The following is a 13,375-nucleotide window of genomic DNA, read 5'->3' on the forward strand; positions in this document are numbered from 1 at the left end:
TTCTCCATGGATTCATCGGATCGCAAGGCAATCCGGGTAACTCGGGAAGTCCGGGCCCCGCACCGTGGCGCGGGGCTGCCGGTCACTTCCGGCCTCAGGCTTGTTGCGAGTTGCCTTCGGCGGTGAGTTCCTCGAAGGACACCTTCTTGTCGGTGACCTTGGCCTTGCCGCACACGAAATTTACCACGTTGTTTTCGAGCACGTAGGCTTCCATTTCAGCCAGGCGCTGCTGGTCGCCGTAGTACCAGCGCATGACTTCCTTCGGGTCCTCGTAGCTCTTGGCGAAGTCCTCGATCTCGGCCTTGATCTGGTCGGCCTTGGCTTCCAGGCCGTTGGCCTTGACGATCTCGGCCAGGATCAGGCCCAGCTTGACGCGGCGCTCGGCCTGCTGCGCGAACATCTCGGCCGGGATCGGCATGTCCTTGGCGTTGGGCATGCCACGCTGTTCCAGGTCGCGGCGGGCCATCTCGACCAGGCGCTCCTGGTCCTGCTCGATCAGGGCCTTGGGCACGTCCAGCTCGCTCGCCTTCAGCAGCGCTTCCATGACCTGGTCCTTCAGCATGGCGTGCGTGCGGCGCTTCACTTCGCGCTCGAGGTTCTCGCGGATGTCGGCGCGCATCTTGTCGACGCTGCCGTCGGCGATGCCCAGCGACTTGGCGAAGGCTTCATTCACTTCCGGCAGGTGGGCCCACTCGATCTTCTTCAGGGTCACGGTGAACTCGGCGGTCTTGCCGGCCACTTCCTTGCCGTGGTAGTCGGCCGGGAAGGCCAGCGGGAAGGTCTTGCTTTCGCCGACCTTCAGGCCCAGCGCGGCCTGCTCGAACTCGGGCAGCATGCGGCCTTCGCCCAGCACGAACGGGAAGTCCTCGGCCTTGCCGCCGGCGAACTCCTCGCCGTCGATCTTGCCGACGAAGTCCAGCGTCACGCGGTCGCCGTTCTGGGCGCTGACGTCGGCACCGCCGTCGCCATGCTCGCCGGCTTCGCCGCGGGCGTGGTAGTGCACGCGCTGCTTGCGCAGAATGTCGATGGTCTTGTCGACTTCGGCGTCGGTGATCTCGGTGCTGGTGCGGGTGACTTCGGCCGCCGACAGGTCGCCGATGGTCACTTCCGGGTACACCTCGAAGGTGGCGTCGAACGCCACTTCATCCTCGCCCACGCCTTCGTTCTTGATCTCGAACTTGGGCTGGCCGGCAACCTTGACGTCCTGTTCCTTGGTGATGTCGAAGAACTTGCGCGCGGCCTTGTCGAAGCGCACTTCGAACTCGACCTGCTGGCCGTACTGCTTCTCGACCATCTTCATCGGCACCTTGCCCGGACGGAAGCCCGACATCTTCACGGTCTTCGACAGGCGAACCAGGCGCTCCTGCTTTTCCTTTTCCACTTCGGCCTTGGGGATGGCCAGGGTCACCTTGCGGTCCAGCTTGCCGAGGTTCTCAATCACGTTCGACATGGTCGTAGATCCAATCCAGAAATGTAGTTGTGTTCGTAGGTGCTGCCGTCTTGTACGCGTACCGCCCGCTTTACCGCCACGGCGCCGTCACCACAAGGACGGCCAGGGCAGCGCACCGGCGAACGGAAAGCTCCGCGCAAACGGAAAACGGGGATTATCGCACGGTTTTGATTCGCTTCCGGCAGATTTTGCCCGGAACGCACCGCAACCCCGCGGCCCGGGCGCACCGCGCTACGCTGCCTGCCCATGGCGCAGCGCGCGCAGCAGCAGGCGTGCCGGATCCACCGCATCGGCCAGGTCCGACTCCAGCGGCAGCGGCTCGCCTTCGATCTGACTGGCGAGCAGTTCCGCGCCCAGCGCGGCCCAGGTCAGGCCGCGCGAGGCATAGGCAAGCGCCGCATAGAGCCCGGGCAGGCGCGGCAGGTCGCGCAGGTGCGCGCCCCGCAGCGCCGCGGCCTGCGCCACCGCGGCGGCCTCGTCAGGCACTTGCCCGATCAGCGGCAGCCGGTTGTGCGTGACCGTGCGCACGCCGACATAGCCCGACACGTCGGTGGCATCGATCGTCGCCACCGCATCGGCCTGGGCCGGCAGCAGCCCGGCCAGCCGGGCCAGGTTGGCGGCGTGGACCGCCGGCTGCGCCACCAGCGGGCCGGTGTCTTCGTCATAGCTCGAGCCGACCCGGCCGCTGCCGTCGGCGGCGCGCGGCAGCAGGTAGCCGGCACCGGTGACCACGCAGTCGGGCCAGCCGCCGAGCGCGTCGACCTGCGCGGCCGCCAGCGTGGTCAGCTGGCCGCGCACGCGCCGCAGGGTCCAGTGTTGCTGCGGCAGCAGTTGCTGCGCCTCGTGTGCGTTGGCCAACACCAGCACCGGTGCCGACGTCAGCACGGCGCCGTCCTGCGCACGTGCCTGCCATTGGCCGTCGACGCGTGCGATCGCGCCGACCCGGCAGCCGAAGCGCGCTGTGACAGCAGCGCCTGCATGCGCCAGTTGCGCCGCGCAGATATCCGGCGGCGCCACCCATCCGCCCTGCGGGAACCACAGGCCGCCGCGCGGCACGCCGGCGTGGTGCGCCGAGGCCGCCTCGGCGGCGCTCATCCAGCGCACGAAATCCTGCGGCAAGCCCATGGCGTCCAGCGCGGCGCGCTGGGCCTCGCCTTCGGCCTCGTCCGCGCCGATCTGCAGCACGCCGCAGCCGTGCCAGCCGACCGGATGCCCGGCCTCGGCCAGCGCCGCCCACGCGCACAGCGCGTACTGGTTGCCGGCACGCGACAGCCGCGACAGCAGGCTGTCATCGGCCGACACATGCGCATGCATGGCCGCGGCGCGATGCGCCGAGGTCTGCCGCGCCGGACCTTCATGGGCGTCGAACAGGGTCACGCGCCAGCCACGCGCGGCCAGGCGCTCGGCCACTGCGCAGCCGGCCAGCCCGGCGCCGATCACGATGGCATGGCGCTCGGCCCATTGTCCCGGCAACGGCGGTGCGTGGCGGCGCGACTTCCATTGCGGGCGAAAGCGCGCCACCGTCATGTCGCGCTTGCCGCCAAAGCCGGGCGCCTTGCCGACCTCGAAGCCGACTTCCTTCAGCCCGCGCCGCACAAACCCCGCGGCGGTATACGTCGCCAGCGTGGCGCCGGGACGCGCCAGCCGCGCCAGGCCGCGAAACACCGCTGGCGACCACATGTCGGCATTGCGCGCCGGGGAGAAGCCGTCGAGGTAGAACGCATCGGCACCGGCGGCCAGCCGTGGCAGCATGGCCTCGGCATCGCCCAGCGCCAGCGTCAGCACCACGCGCCCCTGCTCGAACGCCAGCCGGTGCAAACCGGGCAGCGCCAGCGGCCATTGCGCCTGCAGCGCCTGCGCCAGTGGCTGCAGCCCGTCCAGGCTGGCATGCAGTTGCGCCAGCCCCGCGCGCGTGAACGGATGCTTTTCGATCGAGATGAAATGCAGCGTGCCGCAGCGCTGCGGATCGTCGCGCCACGCCTGCCACGTCGCCAGGAAATTCAGCCCCTGGCCGAAGCCGGTCTCGACGATGACGAACTGCCGCTTGCCGGCCCATGCCCCGGGCAAGCCATTGCCGCCGAGGAAGACATGGGCCGCCTGCGCCAGGCCGCCTTCGGTGCTGTGGTAGACGTCGTCGTAGCGGGGCGAATACGGAGTGCCCTCGGCCGACAGGATCGGCTCGGCGGGCTCGAGTGCGCGCGGCATGGATGGAAAAGTCTGTGGAAGCGAATTGCCCCGGCCGGAGCACCACGGGCGTGGGAAGGACCAGGATGAGCAACTGGCGCCGGATGGTAGCATAGCGGCCTTGCCGCGGACCGCCTCGCCGTCCGCCTCCGATCTTGCGCCGCCAGGGCGCCCCGCTCCACATGCTCAGCTATCGTCACGCCTTCCATGCCGGCAATCACGCCGATGTCCTCAAGCACGCCGTCGTGGTGCAACTGCTGGAGCACCTGACGCAGAAGGACAAGGCGTTCTGGTACATCGACACCCATGCCGGCGCCGGTCTCTATGCGCTGGATCACGCCTACGCGCAGAAGAAGGCCGAATTCGAGACCGGCATCGCGCCGCTGTGGCGCGCCGCCGCAAGTGGCACGCAGTTGCCGCCGCTGCTGGACGAATACCTGGACCAGGTGCGCGCGCTCAACCCGGATGGCAACCTGCGCCACTACCCGGGCTCGCCCTGGCTGGCCTGGCAGATGCTGCGCGAGCACGACCGCTTGCGGCTGTTCGAGCTGCACAGCACCGAGATCCAGGTCCTGCGCGACAACTTCCGCGGCGCCGGGCGCCGCGTGATGCTGTACGACGGCGACGGCTTCGGCGGCATCAAGGCCATCCTGCCGCCGCCGCCGCGGCGCGCGCTGGTGCTGGTCGATCCGTCGTACGAAGACAAGCAGGACTACGCGCGCACCGTGCAGACCGTGCGCGACGGGCTGGAGCGCTTTGCCACTGGCGTCTACGCGGTCTGGTACCCGCAGGTGCAGCGGCGCGAAGCGCTGCAGCTGCCGGTGCAGCTGCAGGGCCTGCCGCTCAAGAGCTGGCTGCATGTGACCCTGACGGTCAAGCGCCCGGTCGAGGGCGGCCTCGGCCTGCACGGCAGCGGCATGTTCATCGTCAACCCGCCGTGGCGGCTGCAGGAATCGCTGCAGCAGGCCATGCCGGTGCTGGTCGACCTGCTGGGCCAGGACGACGGCGCCGGCTTCACGCTCGAAGCCGAGGAGCGCTGAGCCGGCGCACCAGCCAGTCCAGCGCCAGGGCCGCGGCCACGCCGACCGTGTCGGCGAGCAGGTCGAGCCAGTCGGCCTCGCGGTAGCCGGTCTGCCCCTGCAGCAGCTCGATCACGCCGCCATACGCGACCAGGCCCAGCCACAGCGGCCAGCCGCGCGCGGCGTAGGCGCGTGCGCCCAGCAGGCCCAGCAGCGCAAACCCGAGCGCGTGGTTGGCCTTGTCCCAGCCGGTGGTCGGCAGCGGCTGCGTCGGCGGCATCAGCGACAGCGCCAGCATCGCGGCGGCGCAGGCCCAGAACAGCAGGCGCCAGCGCAGCGGGGTCAGGGTCGGAACGGCAAGCATGGGCGGAAACGGAGGTCTGGAAAGCCGACAATATAGCGGCACGGGCCCGCCACGGCGCGCGGTCGCCACGGGGCTGGATTCCCCCCGCGCCTTGCGCTACAATCCGCAACCTCGTTGCACTGCGGGCTGCCGGCGGCAGATCCGGCAAGAAGACGGCAAAGGCGGGCACTTCCAGCCGCCTTTTTTGCTTTCGTCTCCGGCAACGAGCATCGCGGCCGCCCGCCCGGGCAGCGCCGCAAGGACCGCGAGGGTGGCGAAATTGGTAGACGCACCAGGTTTAGGTCCTGACGCCAGCAATGGTGTAGGGGTTCGAGTCCCCTCCCTCGCACCACCCGCCTTCCAAGTGGCGGGCTGACAACCTTCCCCCGAAAGACTTCTATCGGCTTCGACCGGCCATGCGGCAGCCGCTGCGTGCCGAAGCGATGACGCGCGCGTGCGCCCGCTTGCCGCAGGTGGTAGAACACCTGAGTGGCACCGCCTTTCGCGGACCCCTGCGGCGATCTATGCTGAAGATGTCGGAGCCGCCGTGCGCACTGCGCAGGTGGTGCCCGGCATGATCACCTCAGCCCCGCGGAGGGCATATGAAATTCCCTGCCTTGCTGTTGGCAGCGTCGATGGCCGCTGGCTGGACATCGTTCGCACAGGCCGCCGGATGCCAGTACGACATGCAGTGCAAAGGTGAGCGGATCTGCCACCATGGGCAATGCGTCTATCCCGAAGTAGAAGAGTCGGCTGAAGCGGGCGGTCCACCAAAGGCCGGTGCTGCCGCAGCGGCTGCCGCGCCGGCGGCGGAGGTGACTCCGGTACCGACCACTTCGGTAACCCCGAGCGCCCCAGCCACGATAACCGGCACCACTATCAAACGCAGCCCCTACCCGCCACCGCCGCGCGGGTGCTGCACCGTGGCCGGCAAGCTGAAGCTGTCGCCGGCCTCGGCGTCGGATACCAGCCTGGCCAGCGGCGACGCGTGCCAGGGGCTGACCGCCTCGGGCAAGCCTGTTCCCGGCACGATCTGCAACTAGGCGCAGGCCTGGTGCAGTAGCGCAGGACCGTGGCGCCGGCCGTCACACGGCCACGGCGCCCGGTCCGTCTTCGGGCCGCCGCACGCGGAACCATGCCGCGTACAGCGCCGGCAGGAACAGCAGCGTCAGCACCGTGGCGATGATCAGCCCGCCCATGATGGCCACCGCCATCGGCCCCCAGAACATCGAGCGCGACAGCGGGATCATCGCCAGCACGGCCGCCGCCGCGGTCAGGATGATCGGACGGAAGCGGCGCACCGCGGCTTCGACGATGGCGGTCCATTGCGGCACGCCGGCGCGGATGTCCTGCTCGATCTGGTCGACCAGGATCACCGAGTTGCGGATGATCATGCCCAGCAGCGCGGTGATGCCCAGCTGCGCCACGAAGCCCATCGGCGCACGCAGCAGCAACAGCGTCGCGGCGGCGCCGATCAGTCCGAGCGGGCCGGTCAGGAACACCATGGCGGCGCGCGAGAAGCTGTGGAGCTGCAGCATCAGCAACGTGAAGATGATGAAGATGCACAGCGGCAGCTGCGCCGCGATCGAGGCCCCGGCCTTGCCGCTTTCTTCTTCCGCGCCGGCCACGGTGATGCGGTAGCCCGGCGGCAGCTGCGCGCGCAGCACGTCCAGCTTCGGGTTGATCTGCGCGGTGACGGTCGGCCCCTGGATGCCGTCGACCACGTCGGCCTGCACGGTCACGCCGAAGTCGCGGTTCTCGCGCCAGACCACGCCGGGCTCGGAGCGCAGCGTCACGCGCGCCACCTGCGTCAGCGGCACCACGCGCCCGCTGCTGGCCGGCACCAGCATGTTGTTCAGGTCAGAGATCGCGTCGCGCTCATTGCGCGGCGTGCGCATCAGGATGTCGATCAGCTTGTCGCCGTCGCGGTACTGACCCACCGGCACGCCGCTCAGCACCGTCTGCGTGACGCGGGCGATGGCCTGGGTGGTCACGCCCAGCGCGCGCGCCTTGTCCTGGTCGATCTCCAGGCGCAGCATCTTGACGTTCTCGTTCCAGTTGTCGTTGACGCCGACGGTATTGGGGTTGGCGCGCATCTCGGCCTTGACCTGGTCGGCCAGCCGGCGCACCGCGGCGGCGTCCGGGCCGATCACGCGGAACTGCACCGGATAGGCCACCGGCGGCCCGTTGGGCAGCAGCTTGACGCGCCCGCGCAGGTACGGGAACTCGGCGTCGAGCAGCTGCATGATGCGCCGGCGCAGCGCGTCGCGCACTTCGGTGCTGGCCGGCATCACGATCACCTGCGCCACGTTGGTCTGCGGGAAGATCTGGTCCAGCGGCAGGTAGAAGCGCGGCGCGCCGGTGCCGACGAAGGTGGTCAGGCTGGCGACGTCGCGGTCCTTGCCGATCCGCTGCTCGAAGCGTTTCGCTTCCGTCTCCATCTGGGTAAAACTGGTGCCCTCCGGCATCCACAACTCCACCATCAGTTCGGGGCGGCTGGAATCCGGGAAGAACTGCTTCTCGACGAACTTGAAGGCATAGATGCCCAGCGCGAACGCCGCCAGCGTGATCGCGATCACCAGCTTGCGCCAGCTGACGCACCAGTCCACCAGCCGGCGGAAGCGCGCGTAGAACGGCGTGTCGAAGACCTCGTGGGCCTCGCCCGCGCCCGCGCCGCGGGTCTTGAGCAGCAGGTAGCCCAGGTAGGGCGTGAAATAGACCGCGGCGAGCCACGACAGCACCAGCGCCAGCGCCGTCACCGCGAAGATGGCGAAGGTGTACTCGCCCACCGTCGAGCGTGCCAGCCCCACCGGCAGGAAGCCGGCCGCGGTGATCAGCGTGCCGGTCAGCATCGGCATCGCGGTCGAGGTATAGGCAAAGGTGGCGGCCTCCATCTTGGAGAAGCCCTCTTCCAGCTTGCGCACCATCATCTCGACCGCGATGATGGCGTCGTCGACCAGCAGCCCCAGCGCCACGATCAGCGCGCCCAGCGATATCTTGTGCAGGCCAATGCCAAAGATGTTCATGAACAGGAACGTCACCGCCAGCACCAGCGGGATGGTCAGCGCCACCACCAGCCCGGGGCGCACGTCGAGCCGCAGCGGACGCGTGTGCAGGCCGAGCGAGACAAAGCTGACTGCCAGCACGATCACCACCGCCTCGATCAGCACCCGCACGAACTCGCCCACCGAGCGCTGCACCGCCTCGGGCTGGTCCTGCACCTGGTCCATCTCGATGCCCACCGGCAGCTGGCCGCGCAGCCGCTCGAAGGCGCTGCGCAGGTTCTTGCCCAGCTCGATGATGTCGCCGCCCTTCTGCATCGAGATGCCAAGCCCGATCACGTCCTTGCCGTTGAAGCGCATGCGCTGCTGGGTGGGGTCGACATAGCCGCGGTAGACGTGGGCGATGTCGCCCAGGCGGATATTGGCGATGCCGTTGGGCCCGCGCAGCACCAGGTTCTCCAGGTCGGCCACGCTGGCGAACTGGCCCGACAGCCGCACCTGCAGGTTGTCGCTCGGGGTCACCAGCACGCCGCTGCCGGTCAGGTTGTTCTGCTGCGAGATCTGGTCGGCGATGGCGTTGATGTCCAGCCCCAGCTGGGCAAAGCGCGCCTGGTTGAACTCGATGTAGACCTTCTCGTCCTGCAGCCCGATCAGCGACACCTTGGCCACCGACGGCACGCGCAGCAGTTCCTGGCGCACCAGGTCGGCATATTCGCGCAGCTCCTTGTAACTGAAGCCATCGGCCGAGAGCGCGTAGATGGTGCCGTAGACGTCGCCGAACTCGTCGTTGAAGAAGGGCCCGCGCACGCCGGCCGGCAGGGTCTGCTGGATGTCGCCGATCTTCTTGCGCACGGTGTACCAGACCTGCGCGGTCTCTTTCGCGGGCGAGGTGTCCTTGAGCTGGAAGATCACCGTGGTCTCGCCGGGCTTGGAGAAGCTGCGGATCTTGTCCGCATAGGGCACTTCCTGCAACTGGCGCTCGATCTTGTCGGTGACCTGGACCGCGATCTGCTCGGCCGTGGCGCCGGGCCAGAAGGCCTGCACCACCATCACGCGGAAGGTGAACGGCGGGTCCTCGTCCTGGCCGAGCTGGAAGAATGCCAGCAGGCCGCCGAGCAGCAGCACCACCAGCAGGTAGCGGGTCAGCGGCTGGTGTTCGAGCGCCCAGCGCGACAGGTTGAAGCGGGAATGGTCCATCCGCTCACCCCTGCTTCGGGGCGGCGGCCGCCGCCGACGCCGGCGCGACGGTCTGCAGCGGGCGCACCTTCTGCCCGGGGCGCAGCAGGTGCACCCCAGCGGTAACGATGGTCTGCCCCGGCGCCAGGCCCTGGCGCACCTCGATCTCGTTGCCGAAGGCCGTGCCCAGCGTCACCGCCACCGGCTTGACCGTGCCGGCGGCGGCATCGTAGATCCACACCAGGTCGCGCCCCTGCTCCTGCAGCAGCGCGGTCAGCGGCACGCGCAGCGCGGGCGCGGCGCCGGTGCGCACGAAGGTCACCACCGCAGTCATGCCCAGCTTGAGGTCGGCGGGCGGGTTGGGCACGCTCACGCGGGTGGCGTAGGTGCGCGTGACCGGGTCGGCCGCGGCGGCGATCTCGCGCACACGGCCGGGCAGCGCGCGCTGCGGCTCGGCCCAGGTATGGACGGTGACGTCGGTCAGGCCGCGCAGCAGGCCAACCTGGTCCTCGGGCAGGCCGATCGCCACTTCCTTTTCAGCAGTCTGCGCCACCCGCACCACCGACTGGCCAGGGCTGACCACCTGGCCCACCTCGGCGTCGATGGCGGTGACCACGCCGTCGGCGTCGGCATGCAGCACGGCATAGGCGGTCTGGTTGGACTGGCTGCGCAGCCCGGCCTGCGCCTGGCGCAGCCGCGCTTCGGCGGCGTCGAAGCTGGCCTGGCGCCGTTGCTGCTCGGCGGCGCTGATAAAGCCCTTGGCGAACAGGTCGTTGTAGCGCTTCAGGTCGGCCGCGGCGAGGTCGCGGTCGGTGCGGGCGGCCTCGAACTGCGCGCGCGAGCCGGCTTCGGCCAGCGACAGGTCGGCCGGGTCCAGCCGGGCCAGCGGCTGGCCCTTGCTGACCACCGCGCCGACATCCACCAGCCGCGCCGCGATCTTGCCGCCGACGCGAAAGCCCAGCCGCGACTCCACGCGCGGGCGCACGTCGCCGGAAAATTCGAAGGCAGTCTTGCCACTATGCGGGCTGAGCTGCATCATGCGCACCGGGCGGATCTCCGGCGCGGGCTCGGGCGCCTTGCCGCAGCCGGCCAGGACCAGCGCGCCGGCGAGCGACAGCGCCGCCACGGCCGTGCCGCGGCCAGGGCGCCTGGCCCGCCGGTGCGGCGTGGTGACGACAGGGGTGACAGAAGGTTCTGCAGCCGCAACTTCCGGCACTTGGCAAAGCACTGGCATCGGTAGGCAACGAGTCGGAATGGGTACAACGGCCAGGCGGGCCGCGCTCCACCCTCGTTACGCCGCCCGATTGGGCGGGCCGAGGTGGCGGCCTGACGATGGCCGGCGGGTGGGCCGGCGGCTGGCCGGCGGGTGTCAGGAGGCCGGCACGGGCACTAAATAACTTTCCGGTCAGCAATATAACGACCGCTCCGGGGTGCGTCAAACGGCAGGCGACGAAACGACTGGAAGGAAGCCTCAGCGGCGCTACGGGGCGGCGAACCGCGCCGGCCCGCCGGGAGCCAGCGGGCCGCGGTGCTACAATCCGGCGCGCCGCCCGGCGCACCGCGACGCGGCTGACTTCCATCGGCCTGGCACCCCCGCTTATCTGCGATTCGCTGCGATCAGGCGCGGTTTCCACCCATCTTTGACCCGAGACCGGCGTGACGCCCGATCAGTATTGCCAAGAGAAAGTCGCCCAGAGCGGCTCGAGCTTCTATTACAGCTTCCTGTTCCTGCCGGCCGAGCGGCGCCGCGCGATCACCGCGCTGTATGCCTGGTGCCGCGAAGTCGACGACGTGGTCGACGACACCCATGACGCCGGCCTCGCGCACCAGCAGCTCGACTGGTGGCGCGCCGAACTGCGCCGCCTGTTCGACGGTGCGCCGACCCATCCCACCACCCAGGCCCTGCAGCCGCACATCGCCAGCGCCGGCCTGAGCCAGGCCGAGATGGCCGAGGTGCTGGAGGGCATGGAAATGGACCTGACCCAGACCCGCTACCTCGACGAAGCCGGCCTGGCGCGCTACTGCCACTGCGTGGCCGGGGTGGTCGGCACGCTCAGCGCGCGCCTGTTCGGCTACACCGATCCGCAGACACTGGTCTTTGCCGAAAAGCTGGGCCAGTCGCTGCAGCTGGTCAATATCCTGCGCGATGTCGGCGAGGACGCCCGGCGCGGGCGCATCTACCTGCCGGTCAATACCCTGCAGCAGTTCCAGGTGCCGGCCTCCGAGATCCTCAAGGGCGAGCATTCCGGGCGCTTCGTCGCGCTGATGCAGTACCACGCCGGCCGGGCCCGCGCGCTGTACCATGAGGCGCTGGCGCTGCTGCCGCGGCAGGACCGCCGCGCCCAGCGCGCCGGCCTGCTGATGGGCGCGATCTACCATGCGCTGCTCGACGAGCTCGAAGCCAGCCAGTTCCAGGTGCTGAACCAGCGCATCGCGCTGACGCCGCTGCGCAAGCTGTGGATCGCCTGGAAGACCTGGGTGCGCAACAGCTAGCGCGCGCACCACGCCGCCCTTCCCGACCACCTGCCACCAGCCGTACCGCCATGACGCAGACCTCCGCCGCCCTCGGCGACACCATCCTCGCCCATGCCGACGCACTCGCCCGCTTCTCCGACATGGAGGGCGGCCTGACCTGTGCCTACCTGACGCCCGCGCACCGCGCCGTACAGGCCCTGCTGGCGCAGTGGATGGAAGCCGCCGGCATGCAGGTGCGCATCGATGTCATCGGCAATGTGATCGGCCGCTATGCCGCCGATCCCGCGGTGCCCGACGCGCGCGCGCTGCTGACCGGCTCGCATTTCGACACCGTGCGCAATGGCGGGCGCTATGACGGCCGGCTTGGCATCCTGCTGCCGGTCGCCGTGATCGGCGCGCTCAACCAGGCCGGCATCCGCCTGCCCTATCACGTCGACGTGGTGGCCTTCGCCGAGGAAGAAGGCCTGCGCTTCAAGACCAGCTTCCTGGCCAGCAGCGTGCTGGCCGGCCGCTTCGACGCCGCCTTGCTCGAACGCCGGGACGCGGACGGCATCAGCTTGCGCGAGGCGCTGGCCGCATCCGGCCTGCCCGGCGCCGGCGCGCTGCAGGCGCTGCGCGACGCGGCGCTCGACCCGGCGTCGCTGCTGGGCTTTGTCGAAGTGCATATCGAACAGGGTCCGGTGCTGCTGCACCATGAGTTGCCGCTGGGCGTGGTCACGCAGATTGCCGGCAGCAGCCGTTTCTCGGTGCGCGTCGAGGGCCTGGCCAGCCACGCCGGCACCACGCCGATGGGCATGCGCCGCGACGCCGCGGCGGGCGCGGCCGAGATGATCCTGCTGGTGGAGCAGCGCTGCGCGGCGGCACCGACGCTGGTCGGCACGGTGGGCCAGCTGCAGGTGCCGGACGGCTCGAGCAATGTCATCCCCGCGGCCTGCACCTTCTCGATGGACATTCGCGCCGGCGCGGACGCCATCCGCGAGGCGGCCATCGCCGACATCGTCGCCGGCATCGCGCGGATTGCCGAACGCCGCGGGCTGACCGCGCAGGTGGAGCGCGTGCCGCCGGTCAACAACGCGCCGTGCGCGCGCTGGCTGATGGATCAGTTCGGGGCGGTGCTGAGGAAGCGCGGGCTGCAGGCGTTCGAACTGCCGTCCGGGGCCGGCCATGACGCCATGATGATGCAGCGGGTCACCGACGTGGCGATGCTGTTCGTGCGCTGCGGCAACGGCGGCATCAGCCACAACCCGCTGGAGACCATCACCGGCGCGGACGCGCAGCTCGCCGCCGAGGTCTTCGTGGATTTCCTGCGCCACTTCCGGCCGCGCGGCTAGCCGCCCTGGTAGATGTCGCGTCCGAAATCGTACAGGTTCTTGCGCAGCCGGCGGCGTTCGTCCGGCGACAGCCGCGAGCCGCCGCGCTCCTCGCCGCGCCGGCGCTCGGCCTCGCGCTGCTCGGTGCGGTGGCGCTCGGCACGGGCGCGCGCTTCGCGCTGGCTGTTGCCCGGGTCGCTCGCCTGTGCCGACGGGTAGCGCTTGAGCAAGTGGGCCATACCCGCCGATTGCGCCAGCGCCGTCCCGGCCGGCATGCACAGCGCCAGCACGGCCAGCGCCAGCGCAAGGCATGCGCCGGCGATACCATGCTGCGGATGCCCGTGCCGGGTGCGGTTCACTTTCATTGATAATGGCGGTCTTGGCTTCGCGCAAAGGCAGTGGTTGGACCGCCCTGA

10 protein-coding genes and 1 tRNA gene are annotated in these 13,375 nt (G+C 69.7%); 5 read left to right on the forward strand and 6 right to left on the reverse strand.

The features are described 5' to 3' along the window. Window positions 1-94 precede the first annotated feature (94 nt). Together tig and mnmC are read right to left on the reverse strand one after the other, a co-directional pair. Window positions 95-1,450 (reverse strand): trigger factor, encoded by a 1,356-nt coding sequence (tig, locus tag A3AG_RS0105470; RefSeq protein WP_018004449.1) that lies wholly within the window; start codon window positions 1,448-1,450, stop codon window positions 95-97. A gap of 231 nt (window positions 1,451-1,681) precedes the next feature. Continuing rightward, the gene (gene mnmC / locus A3AG_RS0105475; protein WP_018004450.1) at window positions 1,682-3,655 is read right to left on the reverse strand and encodes a bifunctional tRNA (5-methylaminomethyl-2-thiouridine)(34)-methyltransferase MnmC2/FAD-dependent 5-carboxymethylaminomethyl-2-thiouridine(34) oxidoreductase MnmC1; all 1,974 of its coding nucleotides are present in this window, start codon (window positions 3,653-3,655) and stop codon (window positions 1,682-1,684) included. Window positions 3,656-3,816: 161 nt separating this feature from the next. Here mnmC and A3AG_RS0105480 point away from each other — a divergent pair, with 161 nt between their 5' ends. Beyond that, on the forward strand, window positions 3,817-4,674 hold the full coding sequence (locus A3AG_RS0105480; protein ID WP_018004451.1) for a 23S rRNA (adenine(2030)-N(6))-methyltransferase RlmJ: 858 nt from the start codon (window positions 3,817-3,819) through the stop codon (window positions 4,672-4,674). Here the strand turns inward: A3AG_RS0105480 and A3AG_RS0105485 are convergent. After that, window positions 4,649-5,017, reverse strand: coding sequence for a VanZ family protein (locus A3AG_RS0105485; RefSeq protein ID WP_026163974.1), 369 nt, complete (start codon window positions 5,015-5,017; stop codon window positions 4,649-4,651). The genes A3AG_RS0105480 and A3AG_RS0105485 overlap by 26 nt on opposite strands. A gap of 244 nt (window positions 5,018-5,261) precedes the next feature. On the opposite strand from A3AG_RS0105485, the gene A3AG_RS0105490 reads away from it, so the two are divergent. Continuing rightward, a tRNA-Leu gene (locus tag A3AG_RS0105490) sits at window positions 5,262-5,348 on the forward strand. Between the two features lie 250 nt (window positions 5,349-5,598). After that, the gene (locus A3AG_RS0105495) at window positions 5,599-6,039 is read left to right on the forward strand and encodes a hypothetical protein (RefSeq protein ID WP_018004453.1); all 441 of its coding nucleotides are present in this window, start codon (window positions 5,599-5,601) and stop codon (window positions 6,037-6,039) included. Between the two features lie 42 nt (window positions 6,040-6,081). Here the strand turns inward: A3AG_RS0105495 and A3AG_RS0105500 are convergent, their stop codons facing one another. Beyond that, window positions 6,082-9,195: an efflux RND transporter permease subunit gene (locus A3AG_RS0105500; protein ID WP_018004454.1), complete on the reverse strand. Its 3,114-nt coding sequence runs from the start codon at window positions 9,193-9,195 to the stop codon at window positions 6,082-6,084. 4 nt (window positions 9,196-9,199) lie between these two features. Further along, window positions 9,200-10,408, reverse strand: a complete 1,209-nt coding sequence (locus A3AG_RS0105505; RefSeq protein ID WP_026163975.1) for an efflux RND transporter periplasmic adaptor subunit — start codon at window positions 10,406-10,408, stop codon at window positions 9,200-9,202. A 422-nt stretch (window positions 10,409-10,830) separates the two neighbouring features. On the opposite strand from A3AG_RS0105505, the gene hpnD reads away from it, so the two are divergent. Beyond that, entirely contained in the window at window positions 10,831-11,667 is an 837-nt protein-coding gene (gene hpnD / locus A3AG_RS0105510) for a presqualene diphosphate synthase HpnD (protein WP_018004456.1), read from the forward strand. 50 nt (window positions 11,668-11,717) lie between these two features. Continuing rightward, window positions 11,718-12,980: a Zn-dependent hydrolase gene (locus A3AG_RS0105515; RefSeq protein WP_018004457.1), complete on the forward strand. Its 1,263-nt coding sequence runs from the start codon at window positions 11,718-11,720 to the stop codon at window positions 12,978-12,980. Here A3AG_RS0105515 and A3AG_RS0105520 read toward each other — a convergent pair. Beyond that, window positions 12,977-13,324 (reverse strand): hypothetical protein, encoded by a 348-nt coding sequence (locus A3AG_RS0105520; RefSeq protein ID WP_018004458.1) that lies wholly within the window; start codon window positions 13,322-13,324, stop codon window positions 12,977-12,979. The two genes, A3AG_RS0105515 and A3AG_RS0105520, sit on opposite strands and share 4 nt — an antisense overlap. Window positions 13,325-13,375: the final 51 nt, after the last annotated feature.

Origin of the sequence: Cupriavidus neocaledonicus (assembly GCF_000372525.1) — a bacterium.
Classification (GTDB): Bacteria; Pseudomonadota; Gammaproteobacteria; order Burkholderiales; family Burkholderiaceae; genus Cupriavidus; species Cupriavidus neocaledonicus.